The following is a 19,903-nucleotide window of genomic DNA, read 5'->3' on the forward strand; positions in this document are numbered from 1 at the left end:
CTGGCTTTGCAGCGGACAAGTTATAGTATACTTGCTGCCCCATCCAAAAGCAACAAATATTTATGAAGCGTTATATTTGACCTTAGTTGACCATACTATGTATGATAAAGTCATGGTTGAGCGGATGACCGCTTCAACATACGACATATTCAACAATTAAAGGGAGGAAATGAAATGAACTTAATTCCTACAGTTATCGAACAAACGAATCGTGGAGAGCGTGCGTATGATATTTACTCCCGCTTGCTAAAAGACCGTATTATCATGCTTGGAAGTGCAATTGACGACAACGTAGCAAACTCTATTGTCGCTCAATTACTATTCTTAGAATCAGAAGATCCAGACAAGGATATCTCCATTTACATTAACAGTCCAGGCGGCAGTATCACTGCAGGTATGGCGATATACGATACGATGCAATACATTAAACCGAACATCCAAACAATTTGTATCGGTATGGCAGCTTCAATGGGTTCGTTCTTACTTGCAGCTGGTACTAAAGGAAAACGCTATGCGCTTCCTAACGCCGAAGTTATGATTCACCAGCCACTTGGTGGTGCTCAAGGTCAAGCGACTGAAATAGAAATCGCTGCCAAGCACATCCTCTTCATCCGTGAGAAACTTAACCAGATTCTAGCTGAGCGCACAGGTCAACCAATTGAAGTAATTGAGAAAGACACAGACCGCGATAACTTCATGACCGCAGAACGTGCAAAAGAATATGGTTTAATCGACCATATCATTACACGTAGCGATATGAGAGAATCTGAAGGAAAATAACTATAAGACTTACTAAGACGTCCCGTAAATTGCGGGACGTTTTTTTAGTTAGTTTACCCCTTGCACAAAAGCAACAAGCGACTCTGCCGCTTGTTCTTCATCGATCCCATCGGCAATCAATGTAACTGTGCTTCCTTGTGCAATCGCTAAACTCATAACGCCCATAATACTCTTCGCATTCACTTGACGCTCATCCCGTTTGACATACAAGTCAGATGTGTATCGGTTTGCTACTTGCACAAATAAAGCTGCCTGTCGTGCTTGCAGGCCAGGCTTAATTTTTACTTCAGCGGTTTTCTCTATCATTTCTTTAGACCCCTTTCTTTTTAAGTAATTCCGCCGACTCGAACTTTTTCGGCAATCTCATCAATTTTACGAAGACGGTGATTGACACCCGATTTACTCACAGGGCCGCCTGAAACCATCTCCCCTAACTCTTTTAACGTGATATCCTGATATTCTACTCGTAAATGTGCAATTTCTTGCAACCTGTCAGGCAATTGGTCCAATCCAATTGTCGCTTGGATCAGTTTAATATTCTCGACTTGGCGCTGAGCCGCACTAATCGTCTTATTAAGATTCGCTGTTTCACAGTTCACTAACCGATTGACACTATTACGCATATCCCGGACAATCCGAATATCTTCAAATCTCATGAGTGCCACATGCGCACCTATAATACTTAAAAAATCCGCAATTTTTTCTGCCTCTTTCAAGTATGCAACAAACCCTTTTTTCCGTTCGATCGATTTTGCATTCAGCTGATATTCGTTCATAAGATCCACTAATGCATCCGAGTGTTCTGCATACATTGAAAAGACTTCTAGGTGATAGGAAGACGTCTCTGGATTATTCACCGATCCCCCTGCCAGAAATGCTCCACGTAAATACGCCCGCTTACAACAATCGTTTGGAATTATCGATGGTGAAATGGACTGGTTGGACTGGAATGTATTTGTCAGAATATCTAAATCATCTAGTAACTGACGTGCTCCCTCTCGGATTCTGCAAATGTAAACGTTATTCTTCTTTAAACGCATTTTGCGGCGTACGAGTAATTCGACCTTGTATTTATATAGCTTTTTCAAGTTTGAATAGAGTCTTCTAGCAATCGCTGCATTTTCTGTTTGTACGTCTAAACTTATAGCCTTATTGGAAAATGAGAGAACGCCGTTCATTCGGATGAATGCAGCCACTTCTGCCTTTGTGCAGCAATCGTCTGATTCGATTTGCGTCAATTCTTTTTTTGTTTCTGATGCGAAAGACATGAACTCTCCCCTTTCTCGGTGACGATCACGTCTGTTTGGTTTTAGATTCGTCTGTTATGTAATTTACGAACCATTCTGCTACTTTTTCTGCATCGTGCAACACTCGGTCATTTTCTGCGAGTGCTATGTCTTCTTGCCAAATTTCCGGAACTAACTTTTGTAATTCTTCAAGATCCCTTTCCACCGGCCAAGATGTAACGGTCTGGCCTGCTTCTGTTAAAAGAGGCATAATGTCAGTATTATTCAGTAGTACTGCATCTAAAAACGGTTTTCCGACATGTTCATAGAGCGCTGCGACATGTTCAGAAGCCGTGTATCGATAGGTTTCACCTTTTTGAGTCGTCAAGTTTCCGACATACACCTTGCTTGCTTCACTTTTTAGAACAGCATCGCGAATGTCCTGTACAAGCAAAGACGGTAAAATACTTGTATACAAACTCCCAGGTCCAATGATGATTAAATCTGCCTGTTGGATCGCTTTTAATGTCTCTGGTAATGGCTTGGCATCTTGAGGGGATAAGTACACTTGACGAATTTTACGTGCGTACATCGGAATTTTAGATTCCCCTGTAACAATCGTTCCGTCATCAAGCTCTGCATGCAACTTTATCCGTTGATTGGCAGCTGGGAGCACTTTTCCTTTAATATTGAGCACTTGACCTGTTTTCTTTACGGCGCTAGCAAAATCACCTGTAATATCTGTCATAGCTGCAAGCATCAAATTCCCAAGGGAATGCCCGTGAAGATCATCTTGAGTTGTAAAGCGGTACTGGAAAAGCTGCTCGATGAGCGGTTCAACATCTGAAAGCGCTGCCATCACCTTTCTGACATCTCCGGGAGGCGGGATATCATATTGATCCAACAACCTCCCTGAACTTCCACCATCATCAGCAACTGTAACAACCGCAGTTAAATCGATTGGATACTTCTTTAACCCTCGAAGTAATGTCGACAAACCTGTACCGCCTCCAAACACCACAACTTTTTTGCGGCTATTGGAAGTTGTCATAGCGTCAGCCCTTTCTTTTTTCGATATGCTGGTGTGTTACATATGTTGTATAGTCATCTTTGAACAGATTCCCAAAGTATTCAGCAAGGGTCACAGAACGATGTTGCCCACCTGTACAGCCGAATGCAACGACGACTTGTGATTTGCCCTCGTTCTTATATTGAGGGATTAAAAACTGAAACAGATCAGATAACTTAGCGATCAATGTTTGGGTATCTTCCCATTTCAGAACGTACTCATACACGTCTTTGTCGAGCCCCGTCTGTGGGCGCATCGATTCAATGTAATAAGGGTTCGGTAAAAACCGAACGTCAAATACGACATCTGCGTCGATTGGCATTCCGTGTTTAAATCCGAATGATATAAAATTCAGTGTGAAATTTTCGCCTTCACCCACAGAAAACTCTGCAATGATTTTATCTCTAAGTTGCTTCGGTTTCATCCGCGATGTATTGAAAATGGAACGTGCACGACCTTTGACATCACTTAAGAGACCTCGTTCTTTTTGAATGCCTGTTAACGGCTGTCGTCCGTTTGCAAGCGGGTGTGATCGTCGTGTTTCTTTATATCGGCTAACCAGCGTTTCATCATCCGCTTCAAGAAATAGAATTCGCGTCGTAACATTGTCCATTCGGGTCAAATTATCAATCGCATCGAGCAGAGCATCAAATAGTCCACCGCCTCGAGTATCGATGACAGCAGCGATTTTCGATTTTTTGTCCGCAGATTTCAACATGAGGTCGAGGAATGTCACAAGTAGTTCCGGTGGTAAATTATCGATGCAATAGTAGCCCATGTCTTCAAAACTTTGCATCGCTACGGACTTACCCGCACCCGACATACCTGTAATAATGACAAGTTCGAGTTCTTCAGAATGTGCTTCAATCTCCATCGGTTCAATCACCTTCCATAGACTTTTGAATTTTTTCGTCAAGAAGCTCAAATTCTTCTGTATACGTGAATGTCCCGAATTGAATCCCAGGGCTTGAACTCGCAAATAGCAAATTTGTTCGATCGCCTTCTGCCATTGGTAGTGTATTCAAGGCTTCTATCGGCTGCCACCCTAGTTCTCCCTCAATCGTTTGTGTGAGAGGGGTGCCTGTAAGATCATGCGCGACAAACGTATACAGCATCCATTCATCCACTACTTCCTCACCATTACGTATGACCATAGTGAACACACCTTTAAGTTGAGGATCGACAGGTTTTGCACCGGTCTCTTCTGTAAATTCACGTACGGCAGTTTCCATAATGGACTCGCCTGCATCCATCTTTCCACCTGGAGCTACATACCACCCTCTACGCGGCTTTTTCAATAATAAGGTTTTCCCGTCTTTCACGACGAGTAGGTTTACAATTCTTTGCATATGCGTTCCTCACTTTTTTTATACACATAGTACTAAGTATAATCGATTTCAACGAAAAACGACACAAAAAGAAGCTGCCGGCATAGTACATTCCGACAGCGTCAAAGGTTATTTAAAAATAGGGGGTCAATCAACACTCTTAGTATATCCAATTAGTGTTTCAGAAACATTACGAAAATGTTAAAGTTTCATTAAGGAAAAGTTCTCCTCACACTTGAGTCTCAAGGGATTCTGTCAATTCTTCCACATACTTTTGACAAGATTGTGCAGCGACACTTCCGTCCCCAGTAGCTGTAACGACTTGGCGCAATAGTTTTTCACGCACATCACCTGCTGCAAAGATTCCCGGAATTTCCGTTTCCATCACTTCGTTTGTTTTAATATATCCATTCGCATCTAAAATACCGAGATTCTTGAATGGTGCAGTGATTGGATCTAGACCAATGTAGATAAACATTCCTTGTGTTTCAAACTCTCGTTCAGTACCATCTTCTGTAGACACTAACGTGACCGAATCGATTTTTCCATCTTTACCGTGCACTTCTTTAACGGTTGTATTCCAGATGAAGTCAATCTTATCATTTGCAAATGCACGTTCCTGAAGAATTTTTTGTGCACGTAACTCATCACGACGGTGAATAATTGTTACTTTACTTGCGAAACGAGTAAGGTACGTCCCCTCTTCAACTGCAGAGTCTCCGCCACCAATAACGATAATTTCTTTGTTTTTAAAGAAAGCACCATCACATACTGCACAGTAACTCACTCCGCGACCTGTCAAATCAGTTTCACCAGAAATTCCCATTTTACGATATTCTGCACCTGTCGTAATAATGATGGATCGAGCTTTATACTCTTTTCCACCAGCGATAATTGTTTTATATTCTTTTCCATCGATAATTTCTTTTACATCACCATACGCATATTCTGCACCAAAGCGTTTCGCATGGTCGAACATTTTAGTTGAGAGCTCAGGCCCAAGAATGGACTCGAATCCTGGATAGTTTTCAATTTCTTCGGTGCTTGCCATTTGGCCGCCTGGTACTCCGCGTTCCAACATAAGAGTCGACATATTAGCGCGTGCCGTATATACTGCTGCCGTCATACCAGCAGGTCCTGCTCCAATGATGATCACGTCATAAATTGTTTCAGCTGACATTCTAGTTCCTCCTCTAATTAACTACTTCTGTTCAAATCGTATAAGGTTTCTGTCTTACCATCAACTTTTCTGCCTGCTATACGTTTTTCATGTCGAAAGGTTATCACGAGAAGTTTGGAAGGAGTTCGAACAACTCACTCACATATTTAGTAAGTGTGGGTGTACTTATTTTATATAATTCAGCAAGTTTTGTTTTCGTGACCCCTTTGTTTCGTGAAGAATGGAACATATAATCAGCGGCTGCAGCAATCGCTTTTGGATTTTTGAATGGATATTGTTTCGTAATTCCGATTTCAAACAAGGAAAACCACATTTGAAATAAGTGCGTTCCTTCTTCATCAAGCGGATTGTGCTTGGTATATAACAGTTCGCTTGCTTGCATGGCACGATTGAATGCCTGATCTGCGATAGACTTTTCCACAAGTTGATAATCTAAACTAGAAGCAAGCACTAACTTCTCAAGATCCTCCAACTTTTCAACATCTATATAAGCAGGGTGTGCAATAATTTCTTGCTTATGAATAGACTTTCCTAACAGGAAAAAGCCGAACATTCTTTCGCTGACATACTCATTGCCAATTTTGTCGAGCAAAAATTGCTTGTCCTGTGTATAGATCGATGTGTCAATCTGCTTTTCCGCATTCGCATCAGCCCATGGTTCCAGTCCCGCTTTTGAAGGGTCAATTTCTATCAATCGGCTAAATGCAGTTTCAGCCTGATGACGATGACCTGAAAAGAATGCAGCATGTGCCAGCCAAAAGAAGAATCCTGCATCTCCGTCAAATCCTTTTTTCTGAATGCTACGCAACCAGTAATACGCTTCCTTATGATTACCAATCAGAGCAAAAGTAGCTCCCAATTTGTAGCGATTTTCAAACTGATATGGTCGTATTTTCACGAGTAAATCAACGAGCGGCAGTAGTTTCTCCTGATCGCCTTCGTAATAGTAGAAAACAGCAAGATTACATAATGCATGGACATTTCCTTGGTCTTTCCGAAGCACATCATACAAGAGTTCTCGCGCATCGGTTGTTTCGCCTCTGTAAAAATAAGCGAGTGCCAAGTTATTAAAAGAAGACCATGACTCGGGATAGTCCACGACAATATCTTCAAGAACGTTGACTGCTTTGTCAAACTCTCCCGATTCCATTAATCGTCTCGCCTTTTCTTGTAACAAGTGAACTTCTTCGTCACCCGATTCTTCGTCCGATAAAAACGCGGCTTCTTGCTCAGCAAACTCGATAATCTCTTTTGCTTCTTCTGAAAGTTCCCCTTCAGGCGCCACGTCCATATATTTCTCTGCAAATAACTTCGCTTCGCGTAATAGACCAAGATGTGCATGGATTTCAGCAAGATAGAAAATCACATCGCCATCTGTCGGTTCCAATTCGTACGCTTGAATTAGTAAATCCAGCGCTTCTTCAAAACGTCCTTCTTCCATCACCATAATTCCGTATTGCATGACAATTTGGTGATCATCAGGATTCAGTTCCACCGCTCGTTTCAAATATTTCAAGGCTTCCGGAAATTGTTCTTTCTGGATTTCCGCTAGGGCCCGTTCATAATAAAAATCGCCGTCTGGGACAAATGAAATAATATTATTGGTTTTGTTTTGCTCGTTTTTATCCAAACAGATTCCTCCGATAAAAAACAAGAAGGAACGAGGGAAACGCTCCTTCTTGCAATATGTCTACAGTATACCATAACTCTTTTGTACAATCTTAAACCTTAAGTTTGTTTTCGTTCCGTTCTGCAACCTGATCAGCTGTGTAAATAATACGAACAGGGTTCCCTCCTGCAAATGCACCCGCCGGGATATCTCTATTCACCAATGAAGCTGCAGAAACCACAGCTCCATCTCCTATCGTAACGCCTGGTAAGATTGTGGAGTTTGCACCAATCATGACTTCGTCACCAATTACCACATTCCCAATTCGATACTCATCTATTAAGTATTCATGAGCTAGGATAGTGGAGTTGAACCCTATAATGGAATTTCTACCGACCTGAATGCGTTCAGGAAACATTACATCAGGAAAGACCATTAGAGCGAATGCGGTGTGCTGACCGACCTCCATCCGCAGGAATGTTCTATATAACCAGTTCTTCACTTTGAATGACGGTGTATAGCGTGCAATCTGAATGACAACAAAGTTTTTCATGACTTTAAAAAACGATACCGATTTGTACAAGTTCCAAAGCGAGTTTCCTTCTCCCTTTACATGAAAACGCTCCGTCCTTCTCATTTGCTCTTCACACCTAAGAGTTCATATAGATCTGAAATATGGGTCAACATATAGTCTGGGTTAAAAGTCGAAAGAAATTCAGGTCCTTTTGCAGACCAAGCAACAGCAGCTGTGCGAACCCCAGCATTTTTCCCACCTTCAATGTCGTGGAAATTATCTCCTACCATCAGGACCTCTTCTTTTGAAACATTCAATCGGTCCATCGCAAGTAAAAGCGGTTCAGGATCTGGTTTAGGACGTTGTACGTCGTCTAATCCGACTATAGTTTCAAATAAGTGTGTGATGCCAATTAAATCTAAACCTTTACGGACCATATCATTTCTTTTCGTCGACACAATCGCCATTCGGATTCCGTTGTTTGCTAATTGGGTCAATACTTCCGTAACCCCATCAAACTCATCTACCAGTCGGTCATGGTTCGCTAAGTTCCATTCTCGATATTCCTGAATCATCCCTTCTGTCTTTGAAGGGTCCATCCCATTAAATGTCTCTGCCAAAGTAGGACCTAAAAAAGGTAAAATATCTATCCGTGAATACTTTCCTGGATAATGTCTGCCGAGTAATTGTTCAAATGATTGCAAAATCAGTTCGTTCGTATCGAGTAACGTACCGTCCAAATCGAACAGTATTGTTGTAATTGCCTTATCCATTGAAAACAGTAGCCTCCTTTTCCAGTTTCTCGTTCAGCTTTTGTCTCCAGAAAAACGCGACTGCAATGGTCAGTACAAAAGCGGTTATAACACGGATAAGGAGCAGTGGCCAGACCGCGATACCTAATGGGATGAACAATAAAGTATCTTCTATAACTGCGTGACATGCGACAAGGAATATGAACGATAGTGTTGCATCCCGTTTACTAACACCGTCTTCTTGAACCGCCTGGATCATTACACCTGCACCATATGCAAGGCCAATGACAAGTCCCGCCACTAACGTTAACGAAGCGTTCGGCTGTACACCAATCAGCTTTGTAACTGGTGAAAATTTAGAGGAGAACTTCTCTAAGTAATTTCGGTCCTTCAAGAATTGGACAACGAGCATTAACGGGATGACAATGAGTGCGAGTTGCAAGACTCCGAAAGATGCTTTTTGCAGTCCCAATAAGAAGATATCAAACCATCCGTCCGGAACTATAGCTGTTTCAGGAGCAATCCCATATTTCGCGATTCCTCCACCACCTCGCCAAACGAGGTTAATGACAATCCCGGAAACAGCCGCTAAACCGAAACGCACCACCAACACAATCCATAGCTTGACGCCCACTTTCAACGCAACCCCTGTTTCGATGAACAGGTTGTGTGAAAAACTGAGCATCATCGCAATGATAAATACTTCTTTCACCGTCAAATCGAGTGATAAGATTCCAGCGATTCCAGCGTACAAGTTCAATGCATTCCCGAGGACTAGTGGGATTGCCGCTTCTCCACTCAAACCAAAAAGATTCATGAATGGAGAAATCAGCTTAACGAGCCAAGGCAATATAGGAGTATGTTGCAAAATCACTACAAGAATCGTGATGGGGAAAATGATTTTCCCAAGCGACCAGGTTGTTTTCAATCCCGCTCCTAACCCATTCTTAAGCGTTGCTACGTTGTCATTAGTTGTCATTATACCTCACATCCGTCTTCATGATGAACCTGCGATAGATGAGTAGCCCAAGTGCAATGAGTACTCCAAAAATAGATACAACCTGTGCTGCACGGAGATCTCCTCCATACAAGCTATCCGTTCTCATACCTTCGATGAAGAAACGTCCAACTGAATACCAAATGATATAGAAGAAGAAGATTTCTCCACGTCTCAAATTGACTCTTCGCAACAATAGGATGATCGCAAGACCTACAAGATTCCACATGGACTCATACAAAAACGTAGGATGATAGGTAATTCCATCAATCGTCATCTGATTCATAATCCAATCAGGAATAATATTGTTTTCAAGGAATGACTGAGACACTGGTCCGCCATGTGCTTCTTGGTTAATGAAATTGCCCCAGCGCCCAATAATTTGACCGATGAGTAGACCAGGTGCTGTAATATCGGCTACTTTCCAGAAAGAAACGCCTCGTTTTCTTGTAAAAATCGCCGCTGTAATAATCGCTCCGATTAGGGCACCATGTATGGCGATGCCACCTTCCCAGATTTTAATAATATCTCCAGGATGATCTTTATAGTAATCCCAAGAAAAGATGACATAGTAAATTCGTGCAGAAATAATGGAGATTGGAACTGCCCAAATGAGCATATCTGTCAAGAAGTCTGGATGCATCTTTTGTTTTACCATTTCTCTTTGAACTAGTAAAAACGCTAATATGATTCCCGTCGCAATTAAGATTCCATACCAACGGACTTCAAAAGTGCCGAACGAAAATGCAACTGGATCGATCGCTAATAATGTATTCATTTACCGGTGAATCCCCTTTTCTTCTGCTGCAGTCGCCTTTTGACTGATCACTGCATCCAGCTTGTTTGTAAATTCTTCAGCTGCATTAATGCCTAACGATTTAAGTCGATAATCCATTGCAGCCACTTCGATTATAACTGATAGATTCCTACCCGGGCGAACTGGTACGACTAACTTCGTCACTTCTGAATCCATGATCTTCAATTTGTCTTCATCGACACCTAGCCGGTCATACATTTTTTCAGGATCCCATATTTCCAAATCGATGACGAGAACAATCCGCTTATCATCTTTTACCGAACTTGCGCCAAATAAGGTCATAATATCAATGATCCCCACGCCTCGGATTTCCAGCATGTGCTGGAGCAAAGGTGGCGGACTCCCGATTAGAATATTTTTTGCCACTTCACGGATTTCAACCGAATCATCTGCAATGAGTCGGTGTCCACGTTTAACAAGTTCGAGAGCTGTTTCACTTTTACCGACACCACTTTTACCAGTGATTAACACACCAATCCCATAGACATCCACTAAAACACCATGAAGTGTTTTCATCGGTGCTAGGCGACCTGCAATGAAATTTGTTAACATACCTGAAAGTCTGGTCGTTGGAATATCGGCACCAAGGACAGATATCCCCATTCTTTCCGCAGCGATTTCAAGCTCCACTGGTAATGTAACACCATGCGCCAAAACGAATGCCGGTGTATCCGGTGTGCATAACAAATTCATCCGTTCAACGCGAAGTTCTTCAGGTAGCAATTCAAAAAACGAAATTTCCGTCTTCCCTAACAGTTGGATGCGTGTGCGTGTATAGAAATCAAAATAGCCTGCCATCTCAAGCCCTGGGCGGGATATATCACTTAACTCAATCATTCTGTCGATTCCACTAGCTCCAGCAAGCAATTCTAAGTCGAACCGCTCCTTAATATCTTTTACCGTGACTCCACCCATCTGATCGCCACCTCCATCTTCAATTGTCATCTATGCATCATTCTACCATTGTACAAAGGATTTTGAACGTAATTTCGCATCGATGACTCTGCTTGTCTCAAAAATTTTAAACCATGAATTAAAAAGCCTTCCCTCGATTAGTAAGAGAGAAGGCCAACTCTATTTATGATTCGTTCTTTTCAGGAGAATAACAAACCATCACAGAACCTGTTTTAGATTCCGCAAACAAATGTAGGGTAGACGGAGAATCCTGTACATCTTTCTTAAAGTTCATGGAACGATGTAAGAGCTGATCCTGATTGGATGTATTCTCAACATCCGGCAGTTTCAAGTTCAGGCTTCCGATGGTTGAAGTAATGCTACCTACTAACGATAGCGAGCTAGGTACATACAACTCTATATTTCCTCCTACACTTTTCACATCGATCTTTTCAGGACTTTCATGAGAAGTTGTCACTGAGATGGATCCGTTGAGTGTACGGGCTTGTGTATCTTTCACTTTCCCATCAATGTAGATGAGTCCGTTCAATGTTTGCGTCTCCAGTTTATGACTTTCAATACTCAGCAAACGAATTTCGCCGTTAAGGGTTTCGATGTCCACTTCCCCAGCTTTGACATAGCTGAGATTAACTTTTCCGTTAGCTGTCTTAACACGCAGGACATCCGCTTCCAGATTTCGGAGGTCGAATCCACCATTCAACAACCGAACTGAAATTTTACGATACGTTTTTTTAGGAACGGTGAGGACTGTATTTACTTGTACTGTTTTGGAATTACTTGAAATTCTAAGTGATTGATCGTCCGCTACAAAAATAAGCTTTTCCAAAAACTCCTTTTTTGCTTCTTCTTCGGAACTTGATGTAAAGGTCTTCACTGAAAAGACCGCTGAAATTTCGTCTCCTTCACCTGGGACAATCGATAGTTTACCGTTATCGATATCCACGATGAGTTCTTCCAACTCTTTTACTTCTTTTTGCATCTTGTGCTCAAACGTCGTTGAAGCGCCAAACGGATTTTCCATATCAAACTGCTTCACCTTTTGAACCGCACTTTGCATGAATTGCATAAATTGGTCACCGACATTCGTTAAATCTTTACGAACGTCTTCCATAAATTCCTCGGCAGAAGTGCCTGACCAACCAGATTTAGAAGACTGCCCTTTTTCTTTAGACGCTTCTTCTTTTCCTGACTCTGAAAAAGGGTCTTCTTTTGAATCCTTCTGTGCATGATCTTGTGTTTGAGTTGGTTCAACATCAATAGAAAAACCAGCTGCCTTCTTTGCAGGTTCACTTTGAGATAATGCTTCTAATAGTGTCAAAGCCTCATCCGTTGAAATCGTTCCATTCTCAAGCATAGTTAAAATGCGTTTTCTTTCGTTTTGCATTTCTTTCGCCTCCTAAGTGGAATGATGGTGCATATGATTTGCTTATCTATACGGTTCGCAAACCAAAAAGTTTCACGTCACTAGATTTTCAGCCTTTTCAAGTCTTGCAGACATACGACCGCGATCCCGTTGCAAAATAGGTTTCAAGTACATTCCTGTATACGATTTTTTATTTTCAGCGACTTGTTCAGGTGTACCAGTAGCGATGATTTGTCCACCTTTGTCGCCACCTTCTGGTCCAAGGTCAATAATATGATCAACGGTTTTAATGACATCTAGATTATGTTCTATGACTAACACCGTATTCCCGGAGTCAACGAGTCGTTCCAAAACTTTTAGGAGTTTCGCGATATCGTGTACGTGAAGTCCCGTAGTCGGTTCATCCAAAATGTAAAATGACTTTCCATTAGACCGTTTGTGAAGTTCTGAAGCAAGTTTTACACGCTGCGCTTCACCGCCGGAAAGCGTTGTCGCAGGTTGCCCTAATTGAACATACCCTAGACCAACGTCAACAATTGTTTGAAGTTTGCGCTGGATTTTAGGGATATTTTCAAAGAACTCAGTGGCAGTTTCCGCTGTCATTTCTAGGACATCAGCTATGTTTTTCCCTTTATACGTCACTTCAAGCGTTTCACGGTTATATCGTTTCCCATGACACACATCACAAGGTACGTAAACATCCGGTAGAAAATGCATCTCGATTTTCAGAATCCCATCTCCACGACACGCTTCACATCGTCCACCCTTAACATTGAAACTGAACCTTCCTTTTTTATATCCACGTACTTTCGCTTCGTTTGTCATGGCGAAAACGTCTCTTACGTCGTCAAATACCCCCGTATAAGTAGCAGGGTTCGAACGAGGTGTTCGTCCAATTGGAGATTGGTCGATTTCAATAACCTTTTCTAATTCTTCCAATCCTTCTACGCTTTTATACGCACCCGGACGTTGTTTTGAACGATTCAACTTTTGTGCCAATATTTTATAAAGTACATTGTTGATAAGCGTACTCTTTCCCGACCCTGAAACGCCCGTGACAGCTATGAACTGACCAAGTGGAAAATCGACATTAACTTTTTTAAGGTTGTTTTCAGAAGCGCCTTTTATTATCACTTTCCTACCATCTGATTTCCGCCGTTCTGTCGGCAATGCAATGTACCTCTTCCCACTCAAATATTGTCCAGTCAATGAGTTAGGATCCGCCATCACTTCTTGTGGTGTTCCTGCAGAGACGATTTCGCCTCCCGCGACACCAGCTCCAGGACCGATATCGATTAAGTAATCAGCTTCCATCATCGTGTCTTCATCATGTTCTACGACAATGAGCGTATTCCCGATATCTCTCATACTTTTCAACGTACTGATTAGCCTGTCATTGTCTCTTTGATGAAGTCCAATAGAAGGCTCATCCAAGATGTAAAGAACGCCTGTTAAACGGGAGCCAATTTGAGTCGCAAGCCGAATTCTTTGGGCTTCTCCACCAGAAAGAGTTCCCGCTGCGCGAGATAGCGTCAAATAATCGAGCCCTACATTAACAAGAAAACCGAGTCTTTCGTTAATTTCCCTAAGAATCAGTTCAGCAATTTTTGCATCCTTTTCTGAAAGCTGAAGATTATCGAAAAACGACTGAGCTTCGACAATCGATTTCTCTGTCACTTGACCAACGTGGATATTAGCCACTTTCACAGCGAGCGATTCCTGTTTCAATCGGTACCCATTACAAGTTGGACATGGACGTTGCGCCATATACTTCTCCATCTGTTCCCGAACATAGTCAGAAGAAGTCTCTTTGAAACGGCGCTCTATATTAGATAAAACCCCTTCAAAGTAAATAGCATTATCACGGGTCTGACCGAACTCGTTCGTATATTTAAATCGTATTTTTTCGTCTTTCGAACCGTAAAGAATTTTATCCAAATCATCTGTAGCCAATTCGCTAACAGGACTGTCCATAGAAATTCCGTAATGCTGCGCAACGGTCTTCAGCAGTTCTGGATAGTATTGTGAACTCGTTGGTATCCAAGGGACGATCGCATCCCCTTTTAAGGATAGGGATGAGTCAGGGATGACTAAATCTGGATCCACTTCTAATTTCATCCCGAGTCCATCGCAATCTGGACATGCACCAAATGGGCTGTTGAACGAAAACATTCTCGGTTCTAGTTCTCCTATTGAGAACCCACAAATTGGACACGCATGATGCTCACTAAATAATAGTTCTTCCCCATCGATTACATCGACAAGTGCTGTTCCTTCCGAGAGACGAAGAGCCGCTTCAAGCGAATCACTAAGTCGACCTGCAATCCCTTCTTTGATAACGACACGGTCGACAACGACTTCTATGTTATGTTTTTTGTTTTTGTTGAGCTCGATATTGTCATCTAAATCGAATGTTTCACCATCAATTCGAACACGGACATACCCTTGTTTCTTCAGGTCTTCCAGTAACTTTACATGGGTTCCTTTTCGACCTGAAATTATAGGCGCTAATATTTGGATACGTGTCCGTTCTTCCAACTCAAGCACACGGTCTGTCATTTGCTCTACTGTTTGTGAAGTGATTTCAATCCCGTGATTTGGACAAATCGGTTTTCCAACACGCGCGTAAAGCAATCTTAAATAGTCGTATACTTCAGTAACGGTACCAACTGTGGAACGTGGATTTCTACTCGTCGTTTTTTGGTCTATCGAAATGGCCGGAGATAGACCTTCTATTAGATCTACGTCCGGTTTGTCCATCTGCCCTAGAAATTGCCGAGCATAAGAAGAGAGAGACTCGACATATCTGCGTTGCCCTTCCGCATAAATCGTATCAAAAGCGAGTGATGATTTTCCCGATCCAGAAAGACCCGTCATGACGACTAACTGATCCCGCGGGATGGTCACGTTAATGTTTTTCAAGTTGTGCGCTCGGGCACCTTGAATGTAGATTTCAGTATTTTTCATGCCTTCTCACCTTTCCGCTTTCAATTCCAATATTGTATCCCGAAGTTCAGCGGCACGTTCAAAGTCGAGTGCTTTCGCTGATTCTTTCATTTCTTTTTCTAGTGATGCAAGTAAGGTTGTTTTCTCTTCTTTTGTTAACTTCTTACCTTCTGTTACTTTATCCACAAAGGAGAGGGATTCTTCAGAAGCTTGTGTCGCTCGGATGACATCACGAATTCCCTTTTGAATCGTTTTCGGCGTAATATTGTGCTCTTCGTTATAAGCCATCTGTATCTCTCTACGTCGCTGTGTTTCTTCGATTGCTTTGTTCATGGAGTCCGTGTAGCGGTCGGCGTACATAATAACCCGTCCTTCTGAGTTCCGTGCAGCTCGTCCAATTGTTTGAATCAGTGCGCGTTCTGAACGTAGGAATCCTTCTTTATCGGCATCCAATATTGTCACGAGTGACACCTCTGGAATGTCGAGTCCTTCTCTCAATAGGTTAATGCCTACTAAGACATCATATACACCAAGTCTTAGCTCACGAATGATTTCTATTCGCTCTAAGGTTTTGATTTCAGAGTGAAGGTAGTTTACTTTCACGCCAGCTTCTTTCAAATAATCCGTCAAGTCTTCAGACATTTTTTTCGTGAGCGTCGTAACAAGCACACGTTCATTTCTTTTTGCCCGTTCATTGATTTCATCCAATAAATCGTCAATTTGCCCTTCAATCGGACGTATTTCAATAATGGGATCGAGCAAACCGGTTGGACGAATGATCTGTTCAACCATTTTTGGCGTATGCTCGATTTCATAAGGTCCCGGCGTTGCAGAAACATAAATTGCCTGATTGACATGTTTTTCAAATTCCTCAAACATAAGTGGGCGGTTGTCCAATGCGGAAGGTAGTCGGAATCCGTGTTCAACTAGAACCTTCTTCCTCGCTTGGTCCCCGTTGTACATACCACGGATTTGCGGAAGCGTAACGTGGCTTTCATCCGCCACAATGAGGAAATCATCCGGGAAATAGTCAAGCAATGTATAAGGAGTTTCCCCAGCGTCACGTAGGGATAGATGTCGGGAATAGTTTTCGATCCCTGAACAGAAGCCCATCTCTCGCATCATTTCTAGGTCATAGCGTGTTCGTTGTTCAAGACGCTGTGCTTCAAGAAGCTTGTCATTCTCTCGAAGTATTTTCAGCTGTTCTTCCAATTCTATTTCTATTCGTTCAATCGCTTTTACCATTTTCGCTTCACCTGTGACGAAGTGGGAATTCGGGAAAATCGCTACGTGTTCGCGTTCACCTAGTACTTCGCCTGTTAGTGCATCCACTTCACGTAATCGTTCAATTTCATCTCCGAAAAATTCAATACGGATACAACGCTCGTCCTGAGATGCCGGGAAGATTTCCACGACATCCCCTCGTACTCGGAACGTTCCGCGTGTAAAACTCACATCATTTCTCTCGTATAAGTTATCCACGAATTTACGTAACAACTGATTCCTGTCAATCTCGAGGCCAGGACGTAGTGAAATCATATGGGAACCATATTCTTCTGGTGATCCTAGGCCATAAATGCATGAGACGGAGGCAACAATTAGAACGTCTCTTCGTTCAAAGAGCGAAGCCGTCGCTGAGTGACGTAATTTATCTATTTCATCGTTTATACTGGAGTCTTTTTCAATATACGTATCTGTTTGTGGGACATAAGCTTCCGGCTGATAGTAGTCATAAAAACTTACAAAGTATTCAACTGCGTTATCAGGGAAAAACTCTTTGAATTCACTATAAAGTTGACCCGCAAGTGTTTTGTTATGAGCAATGACCAACGTCGGTTTATTCACTTCCGTTACGACGTTAGAAACGGTAAATGTCTTACCTGTACCTGTTGCTCCAAGTAGTGTTTGGTGCTTTTCACCTTTCTCAATACCAGCAACCAACTCTTTGATGGCAGTCGGCTGATCTCCTTGCGGCGTATATGGGGCTTGTAGGCCAAATGTATCTGTCACTGAACGTCACTCCCTAGTATTCCTCTATTGTCTATTTTATCACATTCCCTCTCTAACCCAAAGCAAAAAGCGAACGTACGTTTTTTCTCACAAAAAAACTGCACGCGATTGCGCACAGTTTAGAATCAATCTTTTTCGTCTAGTTTACGTAAGGAGTCTGTCAGTTGCATAAAAGTCGGTTTATCATTACGATCCAGGGCCGCATCAATCTCTTCCAGCAAACGTGTTCGAGTTTGTTCACGGTGGATATGATTAAGAAACAAATCGATGTAGATGTCATTCAGCATTTTTTCCGCTTGCATTGAGGAACTATTCTTTCCCACAGCCTTTAGGAACTCAGCATATGAATAATTATTCTCCATCTCTCTCACCTCGGAACCCTTTTAATTATTGTAACGAATTCTTCCTTCGTTTTGCAAGTATTTTTACGAATATTCCTACTCTTCCTCTTTGTTATTCGATAATCGAATTGTAGCTTCTGAAATGATTAGCACAATTGCTCCCATTACAAAAGGAGTTACTGACAGACCATGCATGAGTAAACCTGCAATTATTATTAGCCCAGCTTGCAACCATTGGACACGCTCAGTCAAACGGAAAATTTCTGTTGGACGCGCCTCTTCTGTATTCGGGAACAACAAATCCATTCGGAATTCATCACCACCGCGAAGTGTTTGCAACGTCTGAATCGCCGAAGCAAAGGCTAGCGCCCCAATGAAGATGAATGCCACGATTGGAAATGGGATGAACAACACTCCTAAAATCGATAGCACCGTTAGTCGTAGCCAAAGCCAAAATGATTCGTCCGTCCGGATAAATGTCCGACGTAGCAAAAAGCTTTGTGCATCTGTACGTTCTACATTTGCATCAGGCATGAAAAAACCGAGCCATGACCGCTTACTTATCGACCCCTTTAAATGAGGGACTTCCGTAAAGTAATTGGCAAATCGATAAAAACTCATCATTCGATTTTGCTCAAGTTCAATGAAGTGATTATAAGGAAATGGTTGTGTGTTCGCTTTTTTCATCCACAAAGTACCATACAGCAAATAGGCAAGCGCAATAACAACCAGGATAATCCATTGAACGGAGAGTACTGCATAAAACAATAGTGCGTTCAGTACGAAACGGATGAATCGGTCCCGCCACACTCCTTGTCCTTCGTTAGCTTTCCTATAAAGAAACTCGGTTCGAACACTTGCCCATAGCACAGCAATGATTAATAGAAATAATAAGCCAAATATCGGTTTACTCCCTATTTCATAAGCACTTAGCATTGGTAGTGCTACGATGAAAACAATAATCGGTAAAGGTAATTTTGAAAAAAACGTCCAACTTAACGCTCTGCTCGTATACGTGGGTAATGCTTTTTCAAGCGGCAGTAAATAGACAGCATCTGCAGGTTTTAGAAGGGTCACTGGTGTCGCTATGAACGTTGAAGCAGCTAGCAACAACGCGATAAATCGAGCCGCAGGTAAGTCAGGTGGTACATCTTTTAACCACTCACTATATGAATAGCCTGCTGCCCCTATAGAAAACAGCAACACGATTGCCAAATGTCCCGTGAACACATATTGCAAGTAGCGCTGCAACTCCATCAAATATTTACCGAAACGACTCCCCCACACTTCACGTAAGCTGTTCATAATCAGCTTCCTCTGTCATCGCAATGTATAGGTCATCCAGTGATGCATCCGGACGTCCGAATGCTTTTCGTAAATCATCCATCGTTCCGTGTGCCCGCACGCTGCCTTCGTGCAAGAGGATGATTCGATCGCAATGTTTTTCAGCGGTCGACAATACGTGTGTGGACATCAAAACCGATGCGCCATTTTCCGTTCTTTGTGTTAGTTGAGCAAGCAATGAGCGAATGCCTAGCGGATCTAGTCCGACAAAGGGTTCGTCAATAATATAGAGTGCAGGCTCAGCAAGAAATGCACACATGATCATGACCTTTTGCCGCATCCCTTTCGAAAAATGAGAGGGATACCATTTTAATCGTTTTTCCATTCGGAACTCTTTTAATAACGCTGCTGATCTTGCTTCAAATATGTCCTGAGGAATTCCGTACGCCATTGCAGTGAGTTCTAAATGCTCACGTAATGTCAGTTCTTCATACAATATCGGTGTTTCAGGAATGTAACTGAACGACTTCCGATACATTTCAGCATCCTCATCAAACGTAACACCGTTAATCTCAATGGCCCCTCCTTGAGGATTCATCAACCCGATGATGTGTTTGATGGTTGTACTTTTCCCGGCACCATTTAGTCCGATAAGCCCGACTAATTCACCTTTTTGAATGTTAAATGATACTTCATGTAGAACAGGTTTCCTCGAATAACCGCCTGTTACGTCTTTCAAGTCAAGTATTGCCATGCGCCATCCTCCATTCTT

General features: G+C 42.3%; 19 protein-coding genes. 1 reads left to right on the top strand and 18 read right to left on the bottom strand.

Going from position 1 to position 19,903, the window contains the following annotated elements:
• Positions 1 to 174: 174 nt before the first annotated feature.
• Positions 175 to 780, top strand: coding sequence for an ATP-dependent Clp endopeptidase proteolytic subunit ClpP (gene clpP, locus N693_RS0101805; protein ID WP_025783081.1), 606 nt, complete (start codon positions 175 to 177; stop codon positions 778 to 780).
• Positions 781 to 828: 48 nt separating this feature from the next.
• Here the strand turns inward: clpP and N693_RS0101810 are convergent, their stop codons facing one another.
• The 18 genes from N693_RS0101810 to N693_RS0101895 all read right to left on the bottom strand — a co-directional run bounded on the left by N693_RS0101810 (position 829) and on the right by N693_RS0101895 (position 19,885).
• Complete coding sequence (locus tag N693_RS0101810) at positions 829 to 1,086, bottom strand: HPr family phosphocarrier protein (protein WP_025783082.1); 258 nt, start codon at positions 1,084 to 1,086, stop codon at positions 829 to 831.
• A 20-nt stretch (positions 1,087 to 1,106) separates the two neighbouring features.
• Entirely contained in the window at positions 1,107 to 2,048 is a 942-nt protein-coding gene (whiA, locus tag N693_RS0101815) for a DNA-binding protein WhiA (protein ID WP_025783083.1), read from the bottom strand.
• 25 nt (positions 2,049 to 2,073) lie between these two features.
• Positions 2,074 to 3,057: a gluconeogenesis factor YvcK family protein gene (gene yvcK / locus N693_RS0101820; protein WP_025783084.1), complete on the bottom strand. Its 984-nt coding sequence runs from the start codon at positions 3,055 to 3,057 to the stop codon at positions 2,074 to 2,076.
• A 4-nt stretch (positions 3,058 to 3,061) separates the two neighbouring features.
• On the bottom strand, positions 3,062 to 3,949 hold the full coding sequence (gene rapZ, locus N693_RS0101825; protein WP_025783085.1) for an RNase adapter RapZ: 888 nt from the start codon (positions 3,947 to 3,949) through the stop codon (positions 3,062 to 3,064).
• A 4-nt stretch (positions 3,950 to 3,953) separates the two neighbouring features.
• Positions 3,954 to 4,424 (bottom strand): NUDIX domain-containing protein, encoded by a 471-nt coding sequence (locus N693_RS0101830; protein ID WP_025783086.1) that lies wholly within the window; start codon positions 4,422 to 4,424, stop codon positions 3,954 to 3,956.
• 208 nt (positions 4,425 to 4,632) lie between these two features.
• Positions 4,633 to 5,583, bottom strand: coding sequence for a thioredoxin-disulfide reductase (trxB, locus tag N693_RS0101835; protein ID WP_025783087.1), 951 nt, complete (start codon positions 5,581 to 5,583; stop codon positions 4,633 to 4,635).
• 103 nt (positions 5,584 to 5,686) lie between these two features.
• Entirely contained in the window at positions 5,687 to 7,213 is a 1,527-nt protein-coding gene (locus N693_RS0101840) for a lipopolysaccharide assembly protein LapB (protein ID WP_025783088.1), read from the bottom strand.
• A 91-nt stretch (positions 7,214 to 7,304) separates the two neighbouring features.
• The gene (locus N693_RS0101845; protein ID WP_025783089.1) at positions 7,305 to 7,829 is read right to left on the bottom strand and encodes a DapH/DapD/GlmU-related protein; all 525 of its coding nucleotides are present in this window, start codon (positions 7,827 to 7,829) and stop codon (positions 7,305 to 7,307) included.
• Complete coding sequence (gene ppaX, locus N693_RS0101850; RefSeq protein WP_025783090.1) at positions 7,826 to 8,479, bottom strand: pyrophosphatase PpaX; 654 nt, start codon at positions 8,477 to 8,479, stop codon at positions 7,826 to 7,828. The genes N693_RS0101845 and ppaX overlap by 4 nt, the downstream gene beginning before the upstream one ends.
• Entirely contained in the window at positions 8,472 to 9,437 is a 966-nt protein-coding gene (locus tag N693_RS0101855) for a nucleoside recognition domain-containing protein (protein WP_025783091.1), read from the bottom strand. The genes ppaX and N693_RS0101855 overlap by 8 nt, the downstream gene beginning before the upstream one ends.
• A complete protein-coding gene (gene lgt / locus N693_RS0101860) occupies positions 9,427 to 10,233 on the bottom strand; it encodes a prolipoprotein diacylglyceryl transferase (protein ID WP_025783092.1) in 807 nt (268 codons plus the stop codon). The genes N693_RS0101855 and lgt overlap by 11 nt, the downstream gene beginning before the upstream one ends.
• Positions 10,234 to 11,187, bottom strand: a complete 954-nt coding sequence (gene hprK / locus N693_RS0101865) for an HPr(Ser) kinase/phosphatase (RefSeq protein WP_025783093.1) — start codon at positions 11,185 to 11,187, stop codon at positions 10,234 to 10,236.
• A 163-nt stretch (positions 11,188 to 11,350) separates the two neighbouring features.
• Positions 11,351 to 12,571, bottom strand: a complete 1,221-nt coding sequence (locus N693_RS0101870; protein WP_025783094.1) for a DUF4097 family beta strand repeat-containing protein — start codon at positions 12,569 to 12,571, stop codon at positions 11,351 to 11,353.
• Between the two features lie 72 nt (positions 12,572 to 12,643).
• Complete coding sequence (uvrA, locus tag N693_RS0101875) at positions 12,644 to 15,517, bottom strand: excinuclease ABC subunit UvrA (protein WP_025783095.1); 2,874 nt, start codon at positions 15,515 to 15,517, stop codon at positions 12,644 to 12,646.
• A 6-nt stretch (positions 15,518 to 15,523) separates the two neighbouring features.
• Positions 15,524 to 17,506, bottom strand: a complete 1,983-nt coding sequence (gene uvrB, locus N693_RS0101880; protein ID WP_025783096.1) for an excinuclease ABC subunit UvrB — start codon at positions 17,504 to 17,506, stop codon at positions 15,524 to 15,526.
• A gap of 125 nt (positions 17,507 to 17,631) precedes the next feature.
• The gene (locus N693_RS0101885; RefSeq protein WP_025783097.1) at positions 17,632 to 17,868 is read right to left on the bottom strand and encodes an IDEAL domain-containing protein; all 237 of its coding nucleotides are present in this window, start codon (positions 17,866 to 17,868) and stop codon (positions 17,632 to 17,634) included.
• A 75-nt stretch (positions 17,869 to 17,943) separates the two neighbouring features.
• A complete protein-coding gene (locus N693_RS0101890; RefSeq protein WP_025783098.1) occupies positions 17,944 to 19,152 on the bottom strand; it encodes an ABC transporter permease in 1,209 nt (402 codons plus the stop codon).
• Positions 19,136 to 19,885, bottom strand: coding sequence for an ABC transporter ATP-binding protein (locus N693_RS0101895; protein WP_025783099.1), 750 nt, complete (start codon positions 19,883 to 19,885; stop codon positions 19,136 to 19,138). Before N693_RS0101895 ends, N693_RS0101890 begins: the two co-directional genes overlap by 17 nt.
• Positions 19,886 to 19,903: the final 18 nt, after the last annotated feature.

It is taken from the genome of Sporosarcina sp. D27 (assembly GCF_000586555.1).
Classification (GTDB): Bacteria; Bacillota; Bacilli; order Bacillales_A; family Planococcaceae; genus Sporosarcina.